Annotated in this window: 13 protein-coding genes and 2 pseudogenes; 6 read left to right on the top strand and 9 right to left on the bottom strand. The window is 58.7% G+C overall.

Going from position 1 to position 26,820, the window contains the following annotated elements; translation table 11 throughout:
* Positions 1-8: 8 nt before the first annotated feature.
* Positions 9-671, bottom strand: a pseudogene (locus OWC48_RS12050) (MFS transporter); the annotation flags it as partial.
* A gap of 3 nt (positions 672-674) precedes the next feature.
* Here OWC48_RS12050 and OWC48_RS12045 point away from each other — a divergent pair.
* Together OWC48_RS12045 and OWC48_RS12040 are read left to right on the top strand one after the other, a co-directional pair.
* A pseudogene (locus OWC48_RS12045) lies at positions 675-1,013 on the top strand (LysR substrate-binding domain-containing protein); the annotation flags it as partial.
* 342 nt (positions 1,014-1,355) lie between these two features.
* Positions 1,356-5,564 carry a TIR domain-containing protein gene (locus OWC48_RS12040; protein ID WP_282520185.1) on the top strand — a complete coding sequence of 1,403 codons (4,209 nt, stop codon included), beginning with the start codon at positions 1,356-1,358 and terminating at the stop codon, positions 5,562-5,564.
* 151 nt (positions 5,565-5,715) lie between these two features.
* Here OWC48_RS12040 and OWC48_RS47125 read toward each other — a convergent pair whose 3' ends face one another.
* Positions 5,716-6,849 (bottom strand): FecR domain-containing protein, encoded by a 1,134-nt coding sequence (locus OWC48_RS47125; protein ID WP_368860657.1) that lies wholly within the window; start codon positions 6,847-6,849, stop codon positions 5,716-5,718.
* A 209-nt stretch (positions 6,850-7,058) separates the two neighbouring features.
* Here OWC48_RS47125 and OWC48_RS12035 point away from each other — a divergent pair, with 209 nt between their 5' ends.
* Positions 7,059-7,643, top strand: coding sequence for a hypothetical protein (locus tag OWC48_RS12035; RefSeq protein ID WP_282520184.1), 585 nt, complete (start codon positions 7,059-7,061; stop codon positions 7,641-7,643).
* Positions 7,644-7,821: 178 nt separating this feature from the next.
* Here OWC48_RS12035 and OWC48_RS12030 read toward each other — a convergent pair whose 3' ends face one another.
* Together OWC48_RS12030 and OWC48_RS12025 are read right to left on the bottom strand one after the other, a co-directional pair.
* Positions 7,822-8,991 carry a patatin-like phospholipase family protein gene (locus OWC48_RS12030; protein WP_282520183.1) on the bottom strand — a complete coding sequence of 390 codons (1,170 nt, stop codon included), beginning with the start codon at positions 8,989-8,991 and terminating at the stop codon, positions 7,822-7,824.
* Positions 8,992-9,408: 417 nt separating this feature from the next.
* Positions 9,409-9,834, bottom strand: a complete 426-nt coding sequence (locus tag OWC48_RS12025) for a hypothetical protein (protein WP_282520182.1) — start codon at positions 9,832-9,834, stop codon at positions 9,409-9,411.
* A 198-nt stretch (positions 9,835-10,032) separates the two neighbouring features.
* Here OWC48_RS12025 and OWC48_RS12020 point away from each other — a divergent pair, with 198 nt between their 5' ends.
* Positions 10,033-10,332: a hypothetical protein gene (locus tag OWC48_RS12020; protein ID WP_282520181.1), complete on the top strand. Its 300-nt coding sequence runs from the start codon at positions 10,033-10,035 to the stop codon at positions 10,330-10,332.
* 66 nt (positions 10,333-10,398) lie between these two features.
* On the opposite strand, the gene OWC48_RS12015 is transcribed toward OWC48_RS12020, so the two are convergent.
* The 3 genes from OWC48_RS12015 to OWC48_RS12005 all read right to left on the bottom strand — a co-directional run bounded on the left by OWC48_RS12015 (position 10,399) and on the right by OWC48_RS12005 (position 17,890).
* Positions 10,399-11,910: a septum formation inhibitor-activating ATPase gene (locus OWC48_RS12015; RefSeq protein ID WP_282520180.1), complete on the bottom strand. Its 1,512-nt coding sequence runs from the start codon at positions 11,908-11,910 to the stop codon at positions 10,399-10,401.
* A gap of 1 nt (position 11,911) precedes the next feature.
* Positions 11,912-14,293 (bottom strand): hypothetical protein, encoded by a 2,382-nt coding sequence (locus OWC48_RS12010; protein ID WP_282520179.1) that lies wholly within the window; start codon positions 14,291-14,293, stop codon positions 11,912-11,914.
* 195 nt (positions 14,294-14,488) lie between these two features.
* Complete coding sequence (locus OWC48_RS12005) at positions 14,489-17,890, bottom strand: TM0106 family RecB-like putative nuclease (protein WP_282520178.1); 3,402 nt, start codon at positions 17,888-17,890, stop codon at positions 14,489-14,491.
* 385 nt (positions 17,891-18,275) lie between these two features.
* Between OWC48_RS12005 and OWC48_RS12000 the strand changes: the two genes are divergently transcribed.
* Together OWC48_RS12000 and OWC48_RS11995 are read left to right on the top strand one after the other, a co-directional pair.
* On the top strand, positions 18,276-18,467 hold the full coding sequence (locus OWC48_RS12000) for a hypothetical protein (protein WP_282520177.1): 192 nt from the start codon (positions 18,276-18,278) through the stop codon (positions 18,465-18,467).
* A gap of 725 nt (positions 18,468-19,192) precedes the next feature.
* Positions 19,193-19,489, top strand: coding sequence for a hypothetical protein (locus tag OWC48_RS11995; protein ID WP_282520176.1), 297 nt, complete (start codon positions 19,193-19,195; stop codon positions 19,487-19,489).
* A gap of 180 nt (positions 19,490-19,669) precedes the next feature.
* Here the strand turns inward: OWC48_RS11995 and OWC48_RS11990 are convergent, their stop codons facing one another.
* Together OWC48_RS11990 and OWC48_RS11985 are read right to left on the bottom strand one after the other, a co-directional pair.
* A complete protein-coding gene (locus OWC48_RS11990; RefSeq protein WP_282520175.1) occupies positions 19,670-21,166 on the bottom strand; it encodes a hypothetical protein in 1,497 nt (498 codons plus the stop codon).
* Positions 21,163-26,106: an AAA domain-containing protein gene (locus OWC48_RS11985; RefSeq protein WP_282520174.1), complete on the bottom strand. Its 4,944-nt coding sequence runs from the start codon at positions 26,104-26,106 to the stop codon at positions 21,163-21,165. Before OWC48_RS11985 ends, OWC48_RS11990 begins: the two co-directional genes overlap by 4 nt.
* Positions 26,107-26,820: the final 714 nt, after the last annotated feature.

Below are 26,820 nucleotides of genomic sequence, written 5' to 3'. Positions count from 1 at the left end.
TCATTCTCCTATTCCGCCGGGCACGCGGCGACGACGGTCTGCCTGCGGTCGAGCTGGAGGCTCCATAGCGCGAGCACGAGACCGACGGCGGTGATGCCGGCCGCGACCAGCGGCAGCGCGGAGAGACCGAGCCCGCGGTCGATGGTGACGCCGCCCGCCCAGGCGCCGAGCGCGTTGCCGAGATTGAAGGCGGCGATGTTGAGGCTGGAGGCGAGCGTGCGGCCGCTGGGGCCGGCGGCTTCCAGCACGCGAAGCTGAAGCGGTGCGACGGTCGCAAAGGCCGCGATGCCGAGCAGTAGGATCAGCGCGATGGCTGCGATCTTGACCGACAGCACGGCAGCAAGGCCAAGCAGCACGATGGCGAGCGCGGCGAGCGTGCCGATCAGGGCACGCGCAAGGCCGCGATCGGCGAGCTTGCCGCCGGCGACATTGCCGATCGCGAGACCTGCACCGAAAACCAGCAGGATCGGCGACACCGCGGCTTCCGAGAAACCGGTGAAGCGCGTCAGGATCGGCTGGATATAGGTGAAGACGACGAACAGGCCGGCAAAGCCGAACACGGTCATGGCGAGGCCGAGCAGCACCTGCGGACGGCCGAGCACCGCGATCTCCTCGGAGAGCGAGACCGGCTTGTCGCCGTTGCCGACATGGCCGGGCACGAATGTGGCCACTGCTGGCCATTCCGGCGCGGCGACCGCACCGAGGAAGCCCTGCCGCCGCCCGTCGCGCGCGCCAGCGACGGCGAAATCGCCCGCCGCCTCGCCCTCGGCGGCGTCGGCCTCGCCCGCCTCGCCCTCTTCCACATCGGCCCCGACATCGAATCGGGCCGTCTCGTCCCGGTGCTGCAAAGCTACAATCCCGGCGACCGCGAAGACATCCACGCCGTCTATGTCGGCCACACCGCGCCCCTGCCCGCGCGCGTGCGCGCGTTCATCGATTTTCTCGCCGAGCATGTGCGGGTGAACGACCCCGTGCTGAAGCGGGCGGGGGATGGGAGGTGGAAGGTGGCGTGATGGGGTCAATGGCGGAGGGAGAGAATCTATAAAAAAACTTGCTCGACTGCTGCAGCTCAGATCCTCTCGCTAGGGCGAGAGTATCCTTCTCTGGTATGCGGCTGAGGTCCTCTCGGTGTAGGGGGGATAAATTGACTTTCAGGTCCGGGGGACGGTCGCGGGTGTCGAGGGACTGAAATCCGGCGCACTTCGCGATTTTGATTGAAAGCTCCCTGACGTCGCCCGTGCGGGTCCAGCGGTCTGCACGCAATGCCATTGCCCGCGCCCGAAGCCCAGCTGAAGCTGCAATGGCCTTGCCTATGCCCCTTAAAAAGGCCCAATATCTGGTGACGAGGCCGGGTTATGGTAGCACAGATCGCCCCTCCCTGTCTGTTCCTAAGCCATTCAGGAGCTGACACTGATGCTGCGCGTGAACTGAAACGCCGCCTGCTCGATAGTCCCGACGCGCGTGCGGCCAGGCTATCTGTGTGGCTGGATAAGGACGACCTTGGCGCCGGCATTGGTTGGCAGGCCCAGATCGAAAATGCGATCAGCAAGAGAACAACGGCCTTCGCAGTCCATATCGGCGCCAAAGGCGTCGTGAACTGGGTCGATTCCGAGGTTCGGCTGGCATTGTCGCGCGCGACCGGCGCTACGGACTATCCGTTCATCCCAATTCTTTCCCGAGAATGCGCGGGAGCCGCCGCTTTGCCGCCGTTTGCGCAGCAGTACCATGGGGTCCGCGACCCGCTCAACAACGCTGAGGAGTTTGCCAAGCTGCTGCGCGCCGTACTCGGGCGCCCGCCCGGCGAAAAAGTCGTGGCTCTCGAAAACCCGTTCGTCGGACTAAAGTCGATGACGGAGGCGGATGCGGATCGGTTCTTCGGCCGAAATGAGGAAATTGCCTGCCTTGTCGATAAGCTCAAGCCGCACAGGCTGATTGCCGTCGTCGCGGACAGCGGTGCTGGCAAATCCTCTCTCGTCCAAGCCGGTCTCATCCCGGCCTTCCGCGGCGGCAAGCTCTCCGATATGGCAGGCCGGGAGCCGGATGACCGGCTGTGGCACGTCGTGGTCATGCGTCCTGGTCGCGATCCGGTCAAGGGTTTGAAGCGGGCTGTGACGGAAGCGGCGGAGCGGCTCGGCCGCTCGGCAGATGAATGCGCCGGGCTGCGCAAGCGCGTCGATCTCGCCGACCCAAGCGAGGCCGCCTATGCAATCCGCTGCGATTTGCCGGTCGGCAAGACGGAAACGTTGCTGGTCGTCGATCAATTCGAAGAGCTGCTGACCGAGACCGAAGAAGCTGCGCGCGCACCATTCGTAGATCTTATTTTGGGGCTCGGCGCCGGCGGCGGGTTCAGGATCGTGCTCACGCTGCGGGCTGATCATTTCAACCTGTGCCGGCCGCTGGCAAATCTGTTTGAGTATTTGATGCGCGACAATCAGGACGCCGTGCTGCGCCTTCGGCGGATCACCGACGCGGGAATTGCCGAAGCAGTCCGCAAGCCGCTCGCTCTGTCCGGCCATACGGACATTCGCGAACAGGACGCGGTAATCGCCTCGATCCGGCGGGACGTCAGCGATCGCCCCGGCGATCTCGCGCTGGTGCAGATGGCACTCTACGCCATGTGGCAGAAGCACAAGGCAGATGGCACCGATCTCCTCATCGCATATTCTCGGGTTGGCGGCGTTGTCGGCGCGCTGGCTCATCAGGCCGAGAACGTCCGGACGAACCGACTTGACGCGGGCGAGCGAGGGCTCCTCGCGGCCGTGTTCGCCCGGTTGGTGCGTCTCGGCGAGACTGGCGGCGCGCTGCGGCGGCTCGCCGATCAGGGCGATTTCGACCCGCGGCTCCGCGCACTCGCCGGGAAGCTGGCGAGTGAGGACTGCGGACGTCTCCTACTCGCCGGCGAGACTACGATCGAGATCGCCCACGAGGCATTGATCACGCAATGGCCGTGGCTGCAGAATACGTTGCAGCAGGCTGCCGCGGACATGCGCGTGCTGGACGGGCTGATGGACAAAACGCGTCGGTGGGCCACGACCGTATCGCGCAAGGCAGAGCATCTCGCTGCTGGCGCCGAACTTGCGGAATTTGCAGCGCTGGTCGCACGCCGGCCCGATTGGCTGTCCGGCGCCGAGCGTGATTTCGTCGCCGCGAGCAACCGTGCCCACAGAAGGGCAACGTTCGTAAATTACGCAGCTGTCGCTGCGTTGGTTGTCTTTGCGATCGGAGCCGCATCGGCGGCGTTCATCGCAAATGGTGCCCTGACACAAAGTGGTCAGGCCCGCCAGGCGCTCCTTAAGGCCAACGATGAACTGCGGGCCAAAATCGGCGAGCTACAGGTCATGCAATCCCGTTTCCTCGCCGATCGCGCGAATCAAGCGATCGCCGACGGCGATGCAGCAACAGCAATACTTCTCGCGCTCGAAGCGCTACCAGACACACAGAGCAATAAGCGGCGACCCTTCGTGCCAGAAGCGGAAGAGGTGCTTTTCAAGGCCTATCACGCGCTTCGGGAGATGGTCGTATTGAAAGACCATGCAGGTCCGCTGCGGAGCGCGAGCTTCACGCCAGACGGCAAGCGGCTGGTAACTGTGTCGGATGACGGCACGGGACGTGTATGGGAGGCGCAGACTGGCACGCCGCTGTTCGAGCTGCGCGGGCACCGGGGCCCGGTGCGATTTGTCGAATTTAGCCCGGATAGCCGATACGTGGTCACGACCTCCCCCGACACAACCGCGCGTGTGTGGGACGTCGAAACAGGCGGGGAGGTCGCAGTCCTTCAGGGGCATAGCAAGAATGTGTTGAGGGCAGCGTTCAGTCCCGACGGCCGGTACGTGGCGACGGCCTCCGTCGACAACACCGCGCGCGTGTGGGAGGCAAACAGCGGCAAGCAGATTTACAATCTTGACCAGCATACCGGACCGGTACGCGACGCCATCTTTACGCCCGACGGCAAAAACATCCTGACCATCTCGGACGATTGGACAGCGCGTCTATGGGATGCAGCGACTGGAAAATCCATTCGTGTGTACGAGGGGCATACCGGTCCAATCCGCGCGGCGACCTTCGCGATGGATGAGTCAGACACAGGCGTCCAGCGCCACCTGATGGTGACAGCCTCCGTAGATAAGAGCGTGCGTTTATGGGCTCTCGACAGGAGCGAGCCGATCGATGTTTTTTCAGGGCATGACGCAGAGGTGGGGAGCGTCGCAATAAGTTGCGACGGCCGCCACGTGGTGACGGGATCCGATGATGGGACAGCTCGCATCTGGAACGTTGGAACGAAAGTGAGCTTGCCTCTTGTGGGGCACACCGAACCCGTGCGCTTCGCCACGTTCAGCGGTGATGGCAGCAAGGTCGTGACTGCGTCCAACGATGGTACCGCTCGGATTTGGGACGCGCGAACAGGCAAATTGAAGGGGGTTCTCGGAGGACATTCGAGACCAGTGCGGACTGCTGTATTCAGCCCCGATGGCGCGCGGGTTCTGACCGCGTCGGAGGACAACACAGCGCGGTTGTGGAATGTCGAGCCGCATGCCGACACATTGAGCTTGGTCCTCGAGGGACGCGGTGAAGGACTCCGGGCTGTCGCCTTCAGCCACGATGGACACTTGGTCTTCACGGGCGCCGCTGACGGGTCTGCTATCATCTGGGATGCTCAAACAGGCGTGTCGCAAGCCGTTCTCCGCAAACACGCGGCGTGGGTGTTAAGCGCCATGTTTAGTCCGGACGGTCAACGCGTGGTCACTGGATCTCACGACGGCACGGCCCGCATTTCCGACACCCAAACGGGCAGCGAACTCGCGATCCTCCCGGAACACAATGGACCGGTCCGCAGCGTGGCGTTCAGCCCCGATGGTTCGCTGGTTGCGACGGCGGCCGACATTGCACGTCTGTGGAACGCGAAAACAGGCAACATCGTGGGGCGTCTGGTCGGTCACCAAGGAAAAATTCACGCCGCGGCATTTACTGCCGACGGCAAACATGTCGTCACGTTGGGTGCCGACCACACGTTTCGTACGTGGGAGACCGAGAAGGGCGAGGAGATCGCGCAGAGCAAGCAGATGGGCCAGGATCATGAGGCTGGAACGCACAAGATTGCCATCAGCCCGGACGGCAAGGAGGCAGTGACCGTCGGTGGCGATAACACCCCTCGGCTGTGGGATGTGAAGACCGGTAGGCTTCTAGCGATGCTTGAGGGTCATCAGGGCTCGCTTTTCGGCGTCTCCTACAGCCCGGACGGCAGAAGGATTGCAACGGCGTCCGCCGATAGCACCGTGCGCATCTGGGACCCCGACACCCGCAAATCCCTCGCTGTGTTGGAGGAAGCGGCCCCGATGTGGGACGCCGCATTTAGTGCCGACGGTGAACGACTTGTCACCGCGTCAGAAGACGGCACCGCACGCATCTGGCCCGTGTTTCCGACGACGCAAGCGCTGGTCAATCATGCAAAGAGCTTGGTGCCGCGTTGCCTCACGGTGGACCAGCGACGGCTGGCTTTCCTCGAACTGGAACCGCCGGCGTGGTGCATCGCGGAGAAAAGATGGCCCTACCACGCTGCCAAGTAGAGCCAGAGCGAGCCTTGTTTCATCAGGGAGATAGGCTTAGGCGCCCCCTTCATACCAGACTCCATAGCCGCTCACGGTCATGTATTCCCCGGCGACATCTTCACGCATGCGCAGTTCGCGTTCGTTGCAGCTTCTCTTCGACCACCCGCGGTCAGCAGACTGAGTCTGGACAGTGGGAGTGGAACGTAGGCGAGGGCTGGATAGGCCTAGGCGTGGACGGGATGACTTGCGAAGGCGTTGACGAAATAGGCCTAGGCGCGCCCCTCATACCGGGCCCGGGCCCCATACTACCGTAGGACCCACGCCAACGGCTTGGATTCCCGTACACGTAGTTGGACGGACGCTGTGGACGTTGTGGGCCGATTGAGCCGAGGGCAAGCGGTAAAATTGTAGAGATCGCTGCCGCGGCCACAACTCCCGGATCCACGCCTGGTTGCCTGGATTGGTCTTCGACCACCACCTGCGATCGTCTCGGCCTTTCTTCAACCACCCGCGATCGTTGCGGCCTTTCTTCAACCACCCGCGATCGTTGCGGCTTTTCTTCGATCACCCGCGGTCGGCTCGGTTGGATGTCGGTCCGCCTTGTCTTGGAGGCCGGCGGCTCTCGCTGCGGAGGCTCAGGCGGACTGTAGGTCAGATTTATGGTGCAGTTCCGAGCGCTCGCACTCAGGCATCGGTCGGCAAAGTCTGCCGGTTCGGGTCCCCCGCGCGCAGGTCCTTGCAGCCCATTCGCGCTCACCAGCATCACATCGCCGGCGTTGACGAGCATCCTGCACGTCGGTTGCAGGCCGTTGGTGCAGACGTTGGCACGCCCCTGTCGCAATATTACAAAGGTCCTCTGCCAGTCGACGAACAAGTCGAACACAGTGCCTAGCGGCGTCACGTCGGCGGTCGGCGTCTTGATCAAATAGGAGTTCGAGTCCCCACTGGTCCAGCGCACGGCGCCTTCGCCAGCGCTCACGATGATACCCTTGATGGATTGATCGGGATTGTGGACCATACGATCAATCCGGATCATGGTGATTGGCCCAACTGAGAGAGCCGTCCGGTCGACAAGTAGAATGCGTGCCTGACTCTCGACCGCAGTGCGGATAAATTCATTTTCGTAGACGTCGTCGCCTTCGGCTTTTGAGTCCCACGCTTGTTCGGTGGACTGTCGACCCGTGACATCGTGCACTATCTGCACGGCATCGCCGACCCGAAGGCTCGCCGCCTGCGCCCCGGTTAAGTCGACGATTCCCGCAAGGAAGAATGGCAAAGCAACGGCGTAACGGAGGCGAGGCATGTCACCCTCCTATAAGTCCCGTGCACTTCCACGAATACATTAGCAGCGCAGAAGCATGCAGCGTGTAACTTACTTCACAGATAGCGCATATTGCGGTGCAAACTAAACGCGAACCGCGATCGTGCTGGTTCGGTGGCCAATCACGCAATCGGTCTCCCGCAGGGTTCTTCGGCTACGCTTGCCACGTTGCGTAGGGTCAGGTGCCAAAAATGTCTTCAGCTCAAACCGATCAGTCCCCGAACAAGGTCGTGCTCTTCAGCGGCCACATGATAGATGCGCCCGATCGAAAGACGCCAAGGTTTCCGCGAGAAAGGGAGGCCGTGGCTGCTGCTGCGATCGAAAAGACGGTCGCCGAAATTCATGCGGAGGAAGGCGACCTTGCGATTTGTGGCGCCGCGTGCGGCGGCGATCTCTTGTTCGCCGAAGCTTGCATCGCACGACGCATGCGGCTTGAACTCTACATCCCCTTCGACGAGGAGGCTTTCCTAGCAAATTCCGTTGACTTCGCTGACGCCAATTGGCGCGACCGCTATTTTGCCGCGAAATCGAAGGCGACGCTCCATGTCATGCCCAATGAACTCGGGCCGCTTCAGCCCGAGACAAATCCCTTTCATCGCAACAATCTTTGGATGCTGGAATCGGCTGCTCGCTATGGTCACGAAAAGGTTGCCCTTATCTGTCTCTGGAATGGTGAAGGCGGCGATGCTCCTGGTGGAACGCAAGACTTCTTGGAGGAGGCGTCGCGCAGGACGATGCGCGTTTTCTGGTTAGATACACGAAAGCTTTGGTCTTGAAGGATTCCCCGGAGCCTGCGTGATTCACGATCATGCCCTATGGCCGCAAAGGCGACCCAAACCGAAGCCGGACGAGGACCGCCCCAAAAGGCCGCAGCCACCAACCTCAGCGCCGTCTGCGCGCGCTCTTCGCCACCGGAATATCCGAGCTTGCGGTAGAGCCTGGGCAGAGAGGCCCCTAAGGTCTGAAGACGTTAAGATTGAAATTCTCCAGGTTGAGCCTTTGCTCCGCGACGGCTCCGCCAATTCTTTGCAAGTCGTCCAGCGCTTCGATCGAATCCAACTTCTGCACTCGGGTGGGCTCGATGTTCCCGCAACCAAGCGCCGCGAGGCCCTCTTGGGTAAGTTCCGCGTTGTATCGAACATAACGAAACAGCTTCTTGTCCAGCGGGCCGCTCGACGGGATCAAGTTGTCCAGCTCGCGGTCGAGCAATGGGCCCGCGACACAATCGCCAAAGATCCGGCAGAGAGCATCCTGTTCATTCAAAGCGGCATACATCAGTGCCGATGGAATGGCGGTCGCGTTAAAGATCAGGTTCATCTCGTCAGGACGCAGGCTGTAATTCTCTCCGGCGCTGGTGCCTGTGCCGATCGATACGATGAGCATGTCGTCGACACCCGTTTTCCAGCCCCGACTCTTGACCGGTGCATGAACCCAATAGCGGTCGACCGTTGCCATCAGAAACATCTGAAAGGCCGGGTTGTTATACATCGTGATCCCGCCATCGACGAATACGAAGGGCTTTCCGCAGCAGTCGATCACCTCAGGAGGGAAATAGGTTGGAGCTGCGGTGCTAGCGCGCACCAATTGCCAAAGTGGGAAGCGCAAATTGCACGCTTCGTGCCTCGTGTCGTTATATTTCGCAAAGGGGTTGTTAGAAATCGCCCACGGCGAGTCGGTCGTAGCGTTGCGCATGACAAGAAGCAGAAGCGTTTCAAGCTCTGGAGCACCGAGGGTCGTGTCCTCACCAAAGACTTCCTTCAGCTTCAGTGCGAGCGGCTCGCGCTTGTACTGGTACTGCAGGCGGCGGATGATGCTCGCCTTGTCGAACATCGCGGCTCCGTTATTCAGATAGAAATCGAGGATCTTCTTCACCGGCATTCCGATGGAGATGCCGGCGGCAATGATTCCGCCGGTGCTGGTTCCGGCGACATAGTCGAAATAGTCTGCCAGACGATAGTCGGCGCGGTTGCTTGCCTTGATCAGCGACCGCTCGATTTCCTCTAGAATTTTCAACGAGAGGACGCCTCGGATTCCGCCCCCGTCGATGGCAAGAAGTTTGCGCGGCCCGCCACGCTCGAGCCGCGCTTTTAGATCAATCCGACGTTCTGGAAGACGTCCCACCATGTGCTTCTCCCGCTTCTGAAACTCCGAGGGAGTCGAAACCCGAAGATGCCTCGATCGCTTATCGCTGCGGGACATGCAAAGTGGTGACAAAATGGGGCCTAGCACATCCGTAGCACTACTCGATGCACTCTAACCTAAGCCTCAGGCCGAGGTTGTATTGTGAAGTTTCTCACAATCGCTGTTGTGGTTGGATGACGCAGCTCACCGCGGAGTGTCCTCAACGATCGACGGCGAGTTCGGCGGTCCGGCACCGTCTCACCAAATTCGCGGTTTTCGCGTATGCCTTGTTATGGAAGAACTCCGCCGGCGGCCGAGGCTGCTACTCGTGTAAGCGAAAGGTTTTGCCGAGCGTCGGGCATGTACGATTGAGAAATAACTCGGCCATTGCCGAGCTATCGCCCTGGTTGGCCTGCACTATCATTCTTTGATAGCGGATACGCTGTCAGGGTTTCGCAAGGGTGATCGCTGAAACCGCTGACTAGAGATAAGAAGCTGAAACGGCTCCAAAGGCTCAACAGTCGTAACAGACGCTAAGAGTCCAGGACTCATAATTTTTGTCGAGAGTGCATGTGGTAGATCTAGATCTGTCATCTCGCTTTCGAATCTCTTCGCGGCTTGGTAATATCCCTCACCTCCAGCAAAAACATTAATCCCAATTACTGTAACAGTAAGAGGGCCACTAACGACGTTGGCAACATCAAAAAACTCCCCCCAACCACTCATTTGGTTACAAACGATTTTAACAACATGAAAGGCCGGCAGGAATTCTTCGTCCTGGCCGTATTCTTCGTGACCCAAATCACGACAACTCCACTTCTCACAAGCCAATATGTCGACCCCCATCACAAAGTCCGACCGTACCGCAAGATAGAAATTCCCAAGGGGATGACGAAACGTCTCGTTATTAACGTCTGTGACAACATCCAGACCCTGATCCGCGAGCAACCGAGCTAGGCCTGTAACCCACCAGCTCCTCGAGGTATACGGTGCCGCTACATTGCATGCTCTTCGAACTGTTTGGCGGTATCGCGGACTACTTCCATGACCTGCTCGATTGTAAGCGCCGGCAAAGGCGCAGCGGATCGCCTGCGCTCTGCTGATCCGGTCGACCGCACTTTAGACATCAAGAAACTCCTTGGTTGGGCCTGCGATGGCCACCATAGCGAAGCTTATTTAAGAAACGGCGCGGTTGCCGAGTACGTCAACGGCTCGCGAAAGGATACTGCAATCTCCGCTACCAACAGGCGCCGCTTGAAGGCCTACTTTGCGTACCAATTGCCGTGTGTCCGAATTACTACCGAATGTGCGCGTTCTAAATCGCAAAACCATCGCGAAAACTAGCTGAGCGTGCAGCAGCCAGGGACCTAAGTGACCCATCAAAGCTTCTCGAACCGACTTTGGTGGGGCTTAAATCTCTACCTGATCAATGAACCCGCACTCATGTGCGAGGCTGAGCGCCGTCCTCAATCGATCGGCCGTCGGTTGCGGAAACGAGCCGGAGGCAACCCCAGGCGTCAATGTCCACCCACCGTCTTCGAGGACAACTTTGAGGCGCAGGATTGTCTTGCCGCGCGCTCGGGCATCTGCAAGCCCACGGCCGATCGACCAATACGTATGCTGCGCGAACACCCAGCTCTCGAGCACATGTCTCATGAACTCGAATGGCTTTGTATCAAGTCGCTGCTCGAACTCCGATCGTGCACGTTTCAACGGTAGGCGGTCGTGCCTCTCAATGACCGCACCGTCCTGAAAACCGCCCATCAGGCAAAATGCCAACCCCTGCATAACCGCGGGCGCATACTGACCTACATCACCTTGCAGCGCGCTCTCTACCTGTTGCAGAAGCCCAACTGGACCCGGACTTTCGTCATAGTGATGTCCAACCCATTTTGCCGTTGTTGCAAACTTTCTGGCGCCAGTTGTTTGATTCATAAATCTCGATACCAGCCGTTGGCTAGACATAGGCCCGTCTCTGAGCTGCAATGTGACCCAAAAGAAAACTGTTTCCAAGCAAAGCCGAAAAAGTTGCCGGCACTGCACCCTGCGCCAGTTCGCGACGGTGGCAAGCTTTGTATCCGGCACCCTAAGACGTGACGGCAGTCCTGCCATACGCCGTCGCACTGCCGCGACATTCGAAGATGTGGGTGAGGCCGCTATCGCCAGCTCCACGCCGAGCCGGCGAAGTTGTTCGCTTCTCGAACCAAACAACGCTTCTGTAAAAATCCTTTGCTCTGACTTGGTGTATTTCTCAAGGGCCCATGCCTTGCCCCACCTCAAGACCTCATCCTCCTTGACCATCACTTTCCCAAAGGAACTGAAGGCGTCATGATCGAGATCGTCGCCCAGCGCCCTGTCCAGAGCATCGAGTGCCAAGTTTGCCCAAGCGGCCGGCTCCATTACCTTTGGATTTTCTGGGTGGCGCGTCAGCCAGCCCATCGATCTCAGGCCAGGCCCGTAGTTAATGGCGGCCATTAGTGAGGTCGAGTTCTCTCTGATCTCGCGTCGCTTCTTCCAAGCTTCGCCCCCAAAGGAGTATTGGCGAGCCTTCAAGATTGGTCCGATAACCTCCCGACCCGGCAGATCGGCGTTTGGGTCTCGGAGAAGCTGCGACCAAACGTAGATAACTTCAATCCGATCGACAAAATCTCGCAGCTGAGCGTCCACTGCAACGGAGGCTCGTCCGCTACCTTGCGCAATTGCGATAGCACGACGCCAGGCCCACGTGACTACCATAAAGGGTCTAATGTGTCGGGCCACGTTATTAAGACCCGGCAGCACCTGGTCCATCAGGTCAAAATTGATCTGCCGCAATCCGAGTGGATCAACACCTCCCAGCCGAATGCTTGGAACCGGAGAGATCGAAGGCTCTTTTGCCTCCCGTGCCTGGACTCTCAACTCTTCGATAACGTTGTTTGCCATTTCAAACCTCTGCACAAACCAGCACAAGGCCACAGCAATTTTTGGCCGTCGCTACAGCTTTGGAACGGAGATTTCCGATCTGCTCTCTGGGAAGATCATATGAGCAACGAGGGCAGGCCCTCGTTCCCCTCGGGACCACTTTGAAGTCTTCTCGGCTCTCAACCTCTTCTAGCGCTCGCTCCAGTGTCGGCCACTCGTCCCGGTTGAGCGGCAAATCCGGATATCCCGACGATGGACCATTATTTTCAATAGCCTTGAGAAACTCTTGGACCTGCTCCGGCATCGTTCTGATTACTCTAATACGCTCCCACTGCTTCTCAAAATCCGCGCCCGCTCCGAGAGCCGCGCGAAAGCCGTCGACTGCACCCATATCTGGACAGGCGCCCTCAATTGCAACTTTCATGCGAAGCAGTCGCAGACGAGCGGCCCGCGCTCCGTCGTCGGATGCATCATCGGCGTGAAGCAGCAGTGTTGCCGCGGCAATGGTATCCCGTCTTTCAACGTCGACGACGCCTTCATCATACATTCTGACGAGCGTAGACAACCAGCTAGAGACTTCGGCCGGCTCCGGCTCAAGCCTACGACATACATACTGTGCCAAGTCAAAGGCGACCCAAAAGAACCGTTGAGTGTTCTCGTTGGTCAGGAGCGCTCCAAACACCTTATAAAAGATCGCCATAGAGCGTTTAATCCAGGGGTCCGTTTCACGCGCTGGTTCTTTCGTTCCACCGCCCTCATCTTCATCGTCCTCATCGTCGCCAAGGGGATTGGCTATCTGTCCCTGAAATGGCCCACGGCGCTCGCGGAGCGACGCAAGAAAAGCATCGACAAAGCGCTTCCATGACTCTTGCGAATTCTTGTTCCCCGCAGATTGACTCGGCTGGGGAGGGGCAAGCGAACTTCCGAGCAGATTGACCGGAATAGTTTCGTCTTCTGCTTGTGACTTCGTTCCTGCTGAAGCGTGCGATCCAAAAAGGTTTCGGTTGAGGACATTAGGGTTGTCGTAAATCCAGCTCATAACAGCCGCCACGTCGGCGGGCGTCTCAGTACCAGCAAGCAAGGCAAACAGTCGTGATGCGAGGGCGCCAGACCGCTTAGAGATCTCGGTGAAGGCGGCAAACGAGATAAACCCTTCGGCTCTCCCGTGCTCATTCTCGATCCTTAGAGTAAACCGATTGCCTTGGAGGATCTGCACTTCCAACCCGGTCGCCACGACCGTAAATCGTGACGCATCATCAAGTTGAACTTTCCCTAAACGGCGGCTTCCCTCCGACGTGATGAGGAAGGCGGCGGCAGATCCCTGCAAACGTGGCTGGAGTATTTGTCCGTACAGCGTATCCTCCTCGAGGGTTGCGCGGAGAATTCCAATGGTCTCCTCTTCTTCCGTGTCGTCATCGAGCGCGTCCAATTGCTCTAAGGGATACGCCGGCTTAAACGTCCATCCATCTGACCGATCCTCCTCAATCCTAACGATAGAGGTTTCGACATTGCCTCCATCTCCAAGAGCCGCCCTGGTGGCGTTCGCACTTCCAGTGATAATGAGCCTGCCCTTTCGGCAGATGATCTCGATAGCCTTAGCGTGCGACAAGCGACGATCCCCGCTAAGATCAAAGTGATCAAGGCAAACCGGCACAACTTTCCCCTTCGGAGAGACTTTCGGCCAGTTAGAACCAAATGACCCGCGCACGACACCCGAGGGATGCGCATGAACGTGCACGCGATCCACCTTTAGGGAATCGCAAAGGCTATTGATCGCGGTCGCGCCATCCCAAAACGGCGATGCTGCGACGAGTCGTGTCGCACCACCGAGATCAGCAGCCAGCTCCGAGATCTGGTCCAGGATCGACCGGCGGAGATTGTGGAACAATCGTATGCGTCCATCACCCCTTACACCTTCGACTGTTTGACGAAGCACTGCAGCGAGATCACGACATTCTGACTGAGCACCGTGGCGAGCGCGCAGACCTTCGGCAAGTCCATCGAAGAAGTCAGACGTGTCGCGAATGGCGTCCGCTGCGGATGCTGAGTGGACATGCTCAAACAGTTCAAAATTTCCGCCCCAGCCGCCAAATGTTAGATTTCCCGAACCAACCATGACATGGCATTCGCCCTCTCCCGCGAGAGCAGTGACCTTAGCGTGAAACACGCCAGTCGGCACCTTGATTGGCTCGATGTTGTATTCTTTGCCGGCCCGTCTTGCTCCCTGCTCACTCAGAGCTCCGCGCACACCGTCTACGTCGGCGAGAATGAGCGCACTTCGAGCACCACCCCTCACCAGCTGATCAAGAATGGCAGACTCAAAAAATGAGAGGCTTAGGGAGTAGGTCGTAAATACAGCCCTTTGCCAGGGATGCGCACCTACAAGCTCAAGTGGGGATCGCACTTCTACTCCCTCGCTAAACTAAGAAACCCATAACCTGACAATCAATCGAACTTTTCGGAATTTTATCCTAGCGAATTGCGAAGTGATCACACACGAGTCGGCCTAAGCAAGCCGCAGGGTCTCGAACACGCACTGCACTCACGCACTCGCCATAGTGAAACTGGGTGTGCATGGATATTCAAGCGATCCTACAATTCACTCCAAACTGGTTGCTAACTCCAAATATCTACAGAAGGCGTTTAAGAGCTGCATCTGCCGCGGCGTCCGGCACTCGGCCTGAAATACGCGCGGAGATGCGACGAGTATGCAAAGACACTTTGCCCGTGACGTCGCGACGTTTAGCCTGTTCAGACTGTACAGAAACTCCATTCCCCGCGGGGCATCGGAATGAGACGAGGTCGTCATTGAATAAATCACGATGGGCGCCTCCTGTCCCTGAAACTTGTCGACGGTACCGATGCGCGCGCCCGGCAATCGCTCCTGAAGTTCGAAGACCTGCGCGTTATAGGGAGCGATAATCAGAATGTCCTCCAGCCTGATGACAGCTTCCTTTCCCGTACCGTCGACCCAGCTAGCCTTGCTGTCGAGAATTTCGTCCACGAGCGTTTTGATCTCGTCTGCCTCTTCGGGGGACGAGTTCTGGTTACCTACATGCTGGACGGCAAGATAACGAAGGCCCACCCCGCTCACGCGGCTCGATGACCTAATCTCCTGCCGCTCCAATCCCGCGCGCGAGCAAAGTCGGCCTTCATAGAAGAGCTCTGACGTGAAGGCGCAGATGTCGGGGTGCAAGCGCCATGTTTCTCCAAGGAAAAGCCCGTGGCCGGCCTCTATCGTTGCGTGTCCACCCAGGACATGGTCAAGCGCCGATGTCGCAACGCCGTCCGGATGACTCCCCTGTATCGGCTGCTCAAGCTGCCTTGGATCGCCCAGGAGGACAATGCTCTCGGCCGCCTGCGACACGGCCAGCACATTTGCCAGTGACATCTGCGCCGCTTCGTCTACGAACAGAACATCCACAATGCCTGACGCGTCCGGACGCGCCCAAAACCAGCTGGTGGCACCGCCGACCTGGCAACCATTGCTGAGCGCGCCGATGAAATCCGGATTCCCGGTCGTCTGCTGCAGCCCCGGCAGGGAGGTCGGTTCATCCTTGACCTTTTGAATGCACTGAATTGGAAGTCGTTGCTCGGCTGCAGCCTCCCGCGATTTGTCAAGCAAATGTCGAATGACCTTATGGCTGTTGGCGGTGACGCCAACTGTCCGCTTGTCGCGCACAAGCGCGCAGATCATGCGTGCACCGGCATGAGTCTTACCGGCCCCTGGCGGCCCCTGCACCGGGAAGACGCTCTGATCAAGCGAGAGCGCAGCGCGCATTGCGGCTGCCAGCGGCGGCTCGCCAGCTTGTTCTAACACCTGCCCGCGAAGACGTGGAGCGACTTTGAGCAGCAAATCGCGAGCGGCACGATAGGCGCCCGGCCCGAGGATCCCTTGATCCGCCACATGCTCGCCGATTCGGAAGATCGATTCTGCGAGAATTTGATTGCCGACAAACTTGTGCGCGAACACAGCTTCGGGATGAAAATTTACCGTGTCCTGGCGCTTCTTAACGTCGATTGTTCTGTCATCATCGGAAATCGCAACGACGCTGCCAAACTTATCCCCGCCAACGCTTTTCAACTCGTCATCGGCGCGAATATCGGTCTCCTGAACCGTGAACCTATAGCGATGAATCGGCGCCTTCGCAGTTCCGCCAACGTGGCTGAGAAAGGTTAGCCCCCCCAACCCCGCGCGCTCATGCAAGAGATCCTCGGCCGACAAATCGCTCAGCCGGAAATACTCCCACCAGACCGCCTTGTTCTCGCGGCCGAAGAAGTCGATCAAGTGGGCCAGTAACCAGCGCGCCTGCTGCTCTGCGCTGCGTTCGGCCCCGTCGTCTGGAACGTCGCTGGTCAACCGCACCACAAGTCCGGCGACCCGGCGTTTCCAAGCACTAAGATCCTCGCCAATCTCAGGGGCCTTTGGCTGTGGCCGATCGATCGTCTTCCCCTGCGCGACTAGCCCGCCCCGCACCTCCTCAAGCCAGTCCCGCAAGGCGCGCGTCGAGGCGCAATCGTTGCGGTTGTAACCGACGATGACGGCCTGATCGCCCGGGTCAATTCCATCGGCGTCGGCCAACTCGAGGCAGGCCTGCACTCGCGCCATGGCACCGCCGACATCGATCAGCGGAACGGTACGATCAAACCGATACAGCGGCTCCAGCTTCTTGATCGAGTAACTTTCGACGCTGGCGCGGATGCTCTGCCGGACAATGGCGAACAAGTCCACGAACACGCCCGCCCGAAGTAGGTTGTCGACCTCGTCCTCTCGCGTGGCGTACCGTCCCATCAACCGCTTCAACGCGGCCGGCTCATAGGGCGCGAAGTGATAGATGTGCAAGCCGGGGTGCTTGGTCAGCCGCTCCGTGACGAAGTCGATGAAGTGCTCGAACGCCGCCCGTTCGTGCTGCCGTATTGTCACCCAATCGCCGACATAGGCGTCTGTACCGTCGTCCTCGGCATAAAGATAGCCGAACAGGAACTCGAGCCCACCACCGTCCACGAACGGATCGCCCTCGAAATCGAAAAAGATGTCGCCGGTCGAAGGCTCAGGTAGCCGGAACAAGCCAAATTCCGCCACCAGCGGCAGCACCTCGTGAATCAGCTGGCCCGCTCCGCGCCCCTCGACCTGCAGCCTCGCCTGCTCGCGCACTCTCTCGTAGCTTGGCGCAGTGCCCCGATCAGGCCGCCATTGCAGCGGGATGGGCAGCGTGGCGAGGGCGGCCATGGTGTCCACACCTCGCCGGACCAGCTCCTCAATCTGGGTCTTGGCTATCCCTGCGACAAGCGACAGGTGATCGTCGGCGCGTCGCCTCGAAGCACAGGGCTCGCGCCATCGGCAGACTTCGCAGTGCTCAATCGGGTCGGGATAGAGGCCATCATGCGAGGGCGTAGCCGCAAAGGTCTCCACACTTCGCCTGATGCGTCGGTAGAACGCCGCAAAATCGGCCACGCGGTAGGCCTCTGGCAGGTACTCCGTCCCGGGTGTCACGACGTGGGCCGTCTCCGGGACCTTCTGCTGCATGGTCGCCAGAAGGTCCGAGTAGAGGCTGAGCTGCAGGACCGTGTTGCCCTTCGTCTCATGGGCCAACTTGGTGTCGGTGACCTCGTATGACCAGGCGCCCAAACCGCTTGGTGTCTCGACCCGTCGCAGGACGTCGGCGCGACCGCTCCAATGCCCGTCCCGTAACGCCGCCTGAACGATCACCGCGTCGCCGCGCGCCATCACCTGCCGCGTTTGGGCGACTGATGCTTGATCGATGCCAACGCCGGCAATGACGGTAACGGTCCCGCCCTGCTTGGCGAGATGGTCGACAAAGCCCTGCTCGTGGGTCTTGCCCCGCTCTACCAGGGCATCGAGGGTCGGGTCATCGCGGAGCTTTGGTTTGGCCAGTTCGCCCTGCAAGACCTTGAGGTCGAGGTGCGTGAGGTAACGACAATTCAAGTGCCCAACCAGGTCGCCAGCGCTGAAGACGATCGCCGCATCGTTCTTGTGCATTCATCCCCCCGAGACTGCTGCCGGGCCCTAGGGACACGGCTTCGGCAACAACGATACCGGCCTTCAGACGCGCGCGAAAGGGCGGGGCTGGACACGCAAAGCGCGAATCGACAACGTCCAGACCCCGTCAAAGGCAGCAGCGCCGGCGAGGGTGTCGGCAGGGACAGCCGTGCGTTCGCGTATCGAGGGACCGACGTTGCCCAACGTTAGCAATGAGCTTCGTTGCAGGCCGCGGTGTAGCCAAACGGGCACATGATCGTAGCTCGTTACCGCCTCGCGCCTTTCACCGATCTTGACCGGACTGTTTGGGCTGCCATTATTTGAGGTGGGGTTAACCCCTTCATTTTTGAAGGTAATTGCGACCACGCCCGTCGGGAGATGGACGATGACCGAAGAAAGAATTGCGCGTCTACGGACCCATAGCAACAACATCGACCGGTATCGGCGCCTGCTCAAAACGAAGTTGAGTGAGATTGAACGGCAATACCTTAATAAGCGGCTTTCCGAACAACAAGCTGCAATGGAAATACATTTGAGCGCGGTTGAACTGCCATCGATTATGGTCGGCCCGAAATGACCACCTTACCTCGAATGCGATCTTACGCTAGCCACACCACGATCTGCGCCGCGGGCAACTCGTCCCGCTACACACATACGGCTCGGCAAGCCCCTCTCTAATCATGATCTGAGCCACGTCGCGCCCGGTAACCGTTAGCACTCCGCAAAGGCGCCCGTAATTGCAGAGCTTCGTGCCCTCCTGACCCGGTTTGCATGCGCAAGCGACGCGGCTTAGGCGCGCGTCGCCCGTTGCGATGAGAGCTTGCAGCCGATTGGTAGCGGCATCCGCTCGTTTCCGCTCGTCGTCGCAACGTGCCAGATCGCCCTTTTCTGGGGTGTTAAAGCCGACAAGACGATAGGTCCTACCTTCAATCCTAACGGTGTCGCCGTCGACCACCTTGATTGCTTGAGATGCTCCGCCGTAGGGCGGTGTCGCGTGAGGTGTACCTTCCAAGGCCAAGAAAGCTGAGACGGCAACAAACGCGAAAACGCTCGCGGCTAGTGCGCCTAACATTATGGGCCAGCCTGGGAATGCGCGGCGGCTTCGAAATGGGATCACGGTCATTGTTGCTATGCTGCCGCATCGGGCGGGGCGTCTGCGAAGAACTCTAGCCGACGCTTCTCCGATAGCTAGATGCGAAAAGCGCCTCTGCTTGAGTACCTCTAAATGGCACGCGCCCGACCTACCGTTTTTGCACGACGAGCGGCATGATGGCGGCACTATACGTCGTGGGGTAACGACAATTGACTGTTGACCGCCTCGTCGGGCTATCCCCGATCATCCGCAAAATCGGCATCGTCGGGACCGCGTTCCTCCTGCTCGGGCCAATCGCCGCCTCCACGGTTCTTGGAGCAGGAGCACGTGTCTCTGAAGGCTTCGAACAGTTCGAGAAATCAGCGAACGAACGCGTCGCGCAAGCCTTCGAAGACACTAAGGACCTCGCATCCACCCCTGATGAGCTGAAGACTGCGCTGGCCTCGTTGAGCAAGAGCGTTCAGAGCCGGCAGAAGCCGCCGGTTCAGGCCGAAGGCAATGAATGACTGAGTTCAGAAGGCTGCTACCGTTCGCACACCATATGTTATGGGAGAATTCGGCCGCTGGCCGACCATAACATCTGTGGCAACCATGCGACAATGGCGTCAAAGCCCGTGACGACCCAAGTATCCGATATAGAACTAACACAGTGCCGGGAGATCGCCCAGATCTAGCATTCGATGCACTCAGCTTTCCGAGGCCTCCTCCGCTTGCTCCGGCGGCGAAGGCGCGATCAAGTTTCGCACCAACTTGTCTCCCAACTTGAAAGAAGCGGCGTTCGCGTCAAGTAATGCTCCCGCTCTAACCAGGACGCGGGGATCGAAGCTGGCGAAACCGAGCGGCACAGGGAAGCCTGATGGCGCGCCGATCGGCGCGTGGACCGTCACGGCAACAAAGGCACCCGGGGCTAGTAACATCTCGAAGCTCCCGGGAAATACCTTAGCATCTGCCCCATGCTCTCGCGTGAATGCTTCACGAACCCACCGTTCCGAGCGGGTGGCGGTCAACGCGATGGTTTCGACATTTTGGCGAACAGCGAGGTCCGCGTTCGTGCGGATAACCCTCTCCCGAAATTGCTCTAACGCTTCGGCCATAACTGAGGTACTGCCCCAAAGCGGCACCTGAGGAACCACCCAGTAAACTGCCGATGCAGCATGGCGCGTGTTGCGTAGGCCGTAGCTTGCAACGTCGAATAAGCGGCGCGCGTTTTCCAAAGTGAAAAGACTGCCGACGAGCGGGACGGTTTGGCGGTCGGTTCGGACATCGCCATGGCTTGTGAATGCATGCCGGTAAAAGCGCTGCACGTTCAATCCGTCACGACGAGTCCATTCCTTGAGATATTCTGGCGCAAGTTGAAGCAGAAGCTGATAGCTCTCGCTATCGTCCTCCCGTCTCCCGACGGACAAGCGCTCAATCATCTCTGCAACTGCACGCCCCACAGCTTCTCGATCGGAGAGCTCGTAGTCGGACTTCCACTCGGAGAGGTCGATATCAGGCAGAGTCGGCTTCAAGCCGGTAGAAACGAGACGGACACGGACGAGCGTCGAGAAACGCTCTTCGGCGGCGACGCTGTCGATCGAATACAGCGTACGCCGTGCAGTCGAAGTCGGGTCAATTTTCTGCGCGAGTTCGCGGTAAAAGCGGCGGAAAGAGGATGGCACCCGCTCGGTCGCCGCACTCACTTGCACGATATCAGCAACAGGGATCTCTGGAAGGTTGCGTTCGAAATAACTCAGAAATCTACCGTCGGCAGGAGCAAGAGATATCAGATCGAAACCGACACGCGCCGTCTTACGCTCGACCTCATAAATGAGCGGCTCCTCAATGCCGGTATGAAACAGCGAAAGCCCTGTTGATGTGAGACTAATGCGACCGTCATTGCGGAGCACATAGTTGGCATCTTCGACCTCGTGCAGCACATACGCCATTTCGCGACGGCTGTAGCCGAAAAAGGACTGAGCCGCTTCCTCGGTGCAAGTTCCCATAGCTCGCAAAAAGCGAAGAAGGAACTCAGCGGTCACCGAGACCTTTCCGACATCAGCGACCTTGTGCTCCACGATGAAACGACGACAAGGGAGCGAAAGGTCGATTGTGGCCAGATGCAACGGGCCATCTTCGGCATCGTCAACCAGCCCCTCGCGGACTGGCGGGATTGCTAACTTACGACGCGGTTTGTCCGTCATTGGACTGCCTCTAAGGATTTGTCGCCAGCAACATCTAGAGAAGCCGCCTCAAGCCCGCCTTCCATCAAAGCCAAGGCATCGACGTTACTTGCGTGACCCGTCTCGATGTTGTGCGAAAATGCCCTCGCAATCCGGTCCATCGGGCCATCGTCTTGCCACCTAGTTCGACTGCCCACGAGGACCAGGCGATCCATCGCACGACTGATTGCAACGTTGATCCGATTAGGCTTTGCGAGGAACCCCGGGCGAATTGTCTTCACGCCGCTTCGCGACGGCCCGTCCCAATTATTGCGGGTGAGTGATACCACAACGATCGGATTTTCCTTGCCCTGATAGCTGTCGATCGTGTCCACCTTGAGGGAGGCACGCAGTGAAGGAGGGATGGGAGCAAGCGCAACTTTGCGTCGAACAAGATCCCTCTGCGCCGAATACGCACAGATGATGCCGATGGCATGTGCATGGGATTTCTGAAGCTCAAGCCATTCGAGGAATGGCTGACACTCGCCCCACCGCTTCAAAAGAGCCACGATTATGTCGGCCTCTACCGTGTTTGTGAGGCTTCTGCGATGATTGGGATCGGCCTGCTTGGCCCGCTCGCCGAAAGACGATGTGTCGAACCAGGTGACGGCGGCGTTCAGGTCTGGAGGGAGAGAGTTTGGATCAATAATTGGTGTCGGCCGCGCATGCTCGAGCCGGCCATCATAAAATGACCTAGATACGATCTCTCCAATTGGAGGAAGCATACGATACTGGCGGCGGAGAGTGTGTCCAGCGCCGGCGCCGTAGGGTGTCTCGAACACACGTTCGAAATCACTGCGAGCGACCTCTGCCACGCCCACCCCTAGTCGCTTGGCGACGTCCTCTACCACCGACTCTGGATGTTGCGGCTCAAGTTGCTTATGGTCGCCCACCAATACGACCCACGCGCCAGCTTGGATCGGCACCGCGAGCTCGCTGGCGGTACACCGAGCGGCTTCGTCAACAATGACTAAATCAAAGGGCGTTGAAATCAAGCCCAACGCCGAACGACCAAGGCCGACGCACGTCCCGGCGACGATCTGGCGCGTACCTGCAAGGAAAGTTTCGAAGCTACGCTGCTCGGTCGAGACCGCACCCACAAAATCAAGCGCCAGTGCAGCAGCAGCCTGGAATCTGGAGACGCGATCAGCGCTTGGACGTATTTCCTGCGGTACAGAATTGAGGCACGCACCAACGATCTCTGTGATGATTTCCTCGTTAGGAGTCTGCGCGGTTAGAACGTCACCAATGCCCAATGGTACGATCTGCTGACCGATAGTTTCGCGCAGCGCTACGACGCGCGCCGCAGCCTCTTCCTCGTCCCGAAGAGCCGCGATACGGGTTACCACTGGCCGCACTGCGAGTTCTATGTGCGTCAGCGCCTCGGCCAAGTCCTCCGTGATACCCAGCCCGCGAGCTGCGATGGCGAGGCGCTCACGCATTTCGGCCCGGAACCTATCTTTCTGAAACTGCTCGACGCGTTCAACGTGGAACGGAAGCAATCGATCGGAAACTACGCCTTCGCTGCCTACCCGCAGGATGCTGGGCACTTCGCCGGCGCGCGCGAAAAGCTTAAGTACAGCCTCAGCGGCATTGTTAACGGCTTCGTGCGCTTGACTCGCGAGGAGTACGTTACGGACCATTCCTGAGGTAAGGGCCGCATGGACAAGCGCGGCGATAAAAACAGTCTTGCCAGTTCCCGGCGGCCCCTGGACAAGAGCCAACGGCCGCGTTGCGAGAACTGCGGATAGCGTCTCCGCCTGCTGGTCATTGAGCCCATATTGCTCCTTTAACTTTTCGACGTCCCGACGATCAGGCAGCATCTGTGGCCTCGACGCGCTGCGGGGATCGAAAATTCCAATAAGATTTTTAGTGCGTGACGTTCGGCCTACAATCCGCTTGACCGCCGCTTGGCGTCTATCGAGGCTTGTTTCCTCCATGCGACTGCGGAAACGGAGCTCGTCGCCTTCATTTACAAGCGGTGCAGCCCCCTTCTGATCAATCCGCATGCTCTCTAAATACAGAGTGCTCGGTTTAGACCGCTGCAGATCAAGTTGACCCACGGGTCGCCAGTTTCCCTTTTTATCCTGACGCTCAACCAAGACTCGGTCACGCCGATTGTAGTCAAAAGAACCACTCAGCAAATCGAACTGGACCTTGTGACGATTACTGGACCTGTCGAAAACACTGTCCTCAGCGACTTGCCCAAAGGTCACGAGTTCTCGCTCGGCGTCTACCAGAAACTCCCAAAGCCTCGCCACGTCGACCTGCCCGGTTGGTCGCTGCTCTGCTGCGACTGCTTCGATTAGATCGTCATCCGGGGGCTCGCCGGGAACGGCATCGCGCTGCTCCGCGAGCGGTTGGCTCGCCTCGGTAGCTTCCGCGTCGGCTGTCTTAGCCTGTGCAGGCGCCAAAGCCGATACGACATCTTCGCGCTCGAGCAAGAATTCTAAGTCAGTCAATACGGTGGTTGGGCCATCTTCGACAACGATGGCAGCCTCGAGTGCGCCGAATTCAAACCGTTGGTTGAACTTAATCCTTGACTGCTCGAGCCCCCGCCGACCAAGCCGAAAGGGCTTTCCCTTCGCATCGATTTTGATCTCGAGCTCTTCGCACGCCCCACGGATAACGAGATCACGTCCCCATTGCGAAGGGCGCAGAAAATACCGGCCTTCGTCTGGAAGCAATGGCCCAGAATCTACATGCGGGCTGACCAGCCGGATCTCATTTATGGCAGGGTGGCCAGCTTCTTCGACAGCTATCGCGTCGATCAGCGGAAGCAAGGTGGCATTCCGCGGCTCATCAGTCCGCACCTTGCTAATCGCCTCGCGGACACGAGTTGAAGTCCTAGAGCCGCTTCCCTCCAATAGCTCTTCTGCAATAACTGTGACGGCAAAACAATCCCTCTCATAACGACCGCCGCCTTCAGGTGCATAGCGCGCGGTTACGATGTCGCCGTCGTTCGCAGATGTAAAATCGAGAAGGTCAACGATTATGGGAGCGTTAGGCGCTGTTAGATCGAAGAGGATGTTGGACGGTTTTAGGTCGCCATGCGCTACGCGGAGCGTATGCAACTGCTCCAACCGGCGGGCAAGCGCCTCGATCAGCTCCAAACGTGCATGCTCACTAAATTCGTCCGACTTTTCTGCTAGAACATGCGCGAGATCGGGCAGATCGATCCACTCCTGAACCATGACGATCGCATCGCCGAGCCACATCGCGCCAACGACCTTTGCGCAACCTTCAAATTCGGCAGCGGCGAGCTCAGCGAGCTGATCCAGGAAGTCGAGGATGCGCGGCCCTTCCTTACTTTGGTCCCCCCAAGACGCGCGCTTCCAGACTTTCACCAATAGATCGCGGCCATCTTTACTTGTCCGCCACAAGGCACGTGTCTCGTCGTCGCGTAGGATACTGGCCGGGGGATAAGCTTGGAACAACGCCATCTGGCTCTTAATGACACCTCGGTGCCGTTCGAGGCCCTGGAGCACCTCGCCAGGGGTGGGCCGGACGGAGACAGCCGTATTAAATGCGGTTAGCGCTTCGCCTGCATCCTTAAATCGGTGCGTCGGATCAAGCGCTAGTGCAGACTCAAACCAACTGTGCAATTCGAGATATTCGCATTTTTTATCGGCCGAGGCGTCCCATTCGGGAAATCCACTCGGTGACGTCGGACTGGTGTCTAGAAGAATGCGATGCACGACAGAAGCAGCGAGAAATACATCCCGTCTCTTTGGCGTCGTTTCGACACCGAAAAGGTCCTCGGGCAGCTTGCCAGTTGACAGGAATTGAAAACGTGACTCTCCAAGAGAACGAACATCTCGGTAGCTCGCTGCCATAAGGTGAGAAAGCCGCACCGTCGAAGGTCGTTGCGCCCACACGCTGTGTTGCCCCACATCAAGGTGTGCGGCTTCAGCAAGGTGAAGCGTATCCAGAGCCGCAAGCAATTGTCGGGCCAATTCGATGCGATCAATTCGGCCAAGGTCTGGTAGCTCGGTATTTGCGAAATCCGTAAAGCGGTGAAGGCGACGTCGGCGGTCGTAAACCTCCCAATATCTCACGCCAAAGTTCGGATCTCGGGTCTTTCCGTCGATGACGACGCTATCGCATCGCTCGCAACGATCTTGCAGATAGGCAATGACCTCTTGCTCGCGGCCAGCAATCTCGCTGCGCCCTTTTTCAGTTTGAAAACGTGTCTCGGCCTTTGAAAAATCCCAGAGTCTCAGAATGCCAAGTGTGGGTGATTGCCGCTCGTCGCTGGCTTCGAATTCTGCAAAGATTCCGCCGGGATGCTCGAACACCGCTGCTGCCGAAGTAGCGTAGAAGCCTCCGTAGGTACGACGCCCGGGTACAAAAACGCCTTTGCTAACATTGAAGAACTTGGAAAGCTGATCCTTCCATTCCACTGAGGTTAGTGCGCCGGCCGGAGGGGCCTTGCCAAAAATCTCTATCCGCTTGGGAACTGACTTGAGCGCCGAGGTAAATGCCGCAACGGGCATTACAGCTTGACGCTCTGTTTCCGAAATTCCGCTAAGGTCCGTGACCTTCGTCAACACCACTAGACCTTGCACTTTAGGCACGATTACCTTGGCGCCTTTTGCATGTCGCTTAAGATGAGCATCGAGCTGGATAAAAATGCTGCGCGCGTTCGCTGAGATTTTCGCCACCGGAGACGGACCATAGTCCTTCCCGACGTTGAACCAATGCCCCTCGCGGCTTTCGATAGGGCCGAACCAATCTTTGAGATCGATTACAAGGATACGATCGTCTGCAACAATTATAGCGTCTATCTCGCGGCTGGACCCTGGCGCAGTTGCCAAATCAAGGTTCGTGTAGGCAAACCAATGGGTGGGAAGCGAGGCAAGGGTTTCGATACCCTTGACTTCGCGCTCGTGTAGACCATTCCCGCAGTTTATGATTTTCAAGCCGTCCCCCTGATAAAAAGTGCCCGCGACAATATGAATCGGTTACCAGGGGCAACAAGTACTAGCAGCCGCCAAGTATCGCGTGCAGACGAAGGTTTGAACGTGACCAAGCAAAAGCAGACACTACCGCTCAACGTTCGTGCGCCCGCGACCGCAAGAGCCTAGGCCTCGTATAACCGCCGTCCGATAACCGAGACATCTCGCCGTCTTTTTCCACACGGTCCCAGTCAGAAAGAAGCCCGCTTTTGGCCTTTCATCTAATGGTTACAGCCTTCTAGCAATTATACTTTAGAGGGTATATTTGAATTGAGCGACCCACTCCATTGAAGGCGCGTTGCTCCTGCGCACAGCCCATCCTTATCCCGGCACATAAAGCGTCAGGTGCTTTTAGGCCGATGCTCGAATCGCGCTTTTGACAAATCGGCGCGATGGAGTTGAGGAGCGCATGCCGCTGAGCAAGCCGCGCGGCAGATCGGCTTAGGTGCGAGTTCGCCGGCGGGCCAAATAGCACTCCGGCCGATGGGCCCGCTCCCCCGAGCGCCGGACCATCATTCGGGTATGAGTTGTTATGGAAGAAGTCAGCCGGCGGCCGATGTCCGCTTTGGCATGTTCAACTGACCTACAAACATCTAAGTCGGACGTCAGCGTTGGGCCAAGAGGCGACATTAAAGATTCTGCTTGGACACCGCAGGGACGCATTCGGGCATGCCAATC

Source organism: Bradyrhizobium sp. Arg816, from assembly GCF_029989365.1.
Classification (GTDB): domain Bacteria; phylum Pseudomonadota; class Alphaproteobacteria; order Rhizobiales; family Xanthobacteraceae; genus Bradyrhizobium.
This window is presented reverse-complemented; position numbering and strand designations above follow the sequence as displayed.

Bases quoted from the DNA above. Each gene is read 5' to 3' on its own strand.
- OWC48_RS12025 (WP_282520182.1), bottom strand. From the start codon at position 9,834: ATGGGGGTCGACATATTGGCTTGTGAGAAGTGGAGTTGTCGTGATTTG.
- OWC48_RS12035 (WP_282520184.1), top strand. From the start codon at position 7,059: ATGTCTTCAGCTCAAACCGATCAGTCCCCGAACAAGGTCGTGCTCTTC.
- OWC48_RS12015 (WP_282520180.1), bottom strand. From the start codon at position 11,910: ATGGCAAACAACGTTATCGAAGAGTTGAGAGTCCAGGCACGGGAGGCA.
- OWC48_RS12040 (WP_282520185.1), top strand. From the start codon at position 1,356: ATGGTAGCACAGATCGCCCCTCCCTGTCTGTTCCTAAGCCATTCAGGA.
- OWC48_RS12000 (WP_282520177.1), top strand. From the start codon at position 18,276: ATGACCGAAGAAAGAATTGCGCGTCTACGGACCCATAGCAACAACATC.
- OWC48_RS12005 (WP_282520178.1), bottom strand. From the start codon at position 17,890: ATGCACAAGAACGATGCGGCGATCGTCTTCAGCGCTGGCGACCTGGTT.
- OWC48_RS11990 (WP_282520175.1), bottom strand. From the start codon at position 21,166: ATGACGGACAAACCGCGTCGTAAGTTAGCAATCCCGCCAGTCCGCGAG.
- OWC48_RS12020 (WP_282520181.1), top strand. From the start codon at position 10,033: ATGACCTGCTCGATTGTAAGCGCCGGCAAAGGCGCAGCGGATCGCCTG.
- OWC48_RS12030 (WP_282520183.1), bottom strand. From the start codon at position 8,991: ATGGTGGGACGTCTTCCAGAACGTCGGATTGATCTAAAAGCGCGGCTC.
- OWC48_RS47125 (WP_368860657.1), bottom strand. From the start codon at position 6,849: ATGCCTCGCCTCCGTTACGCCGTTGCTTTGCCATTCTTCCTTGCGGGA.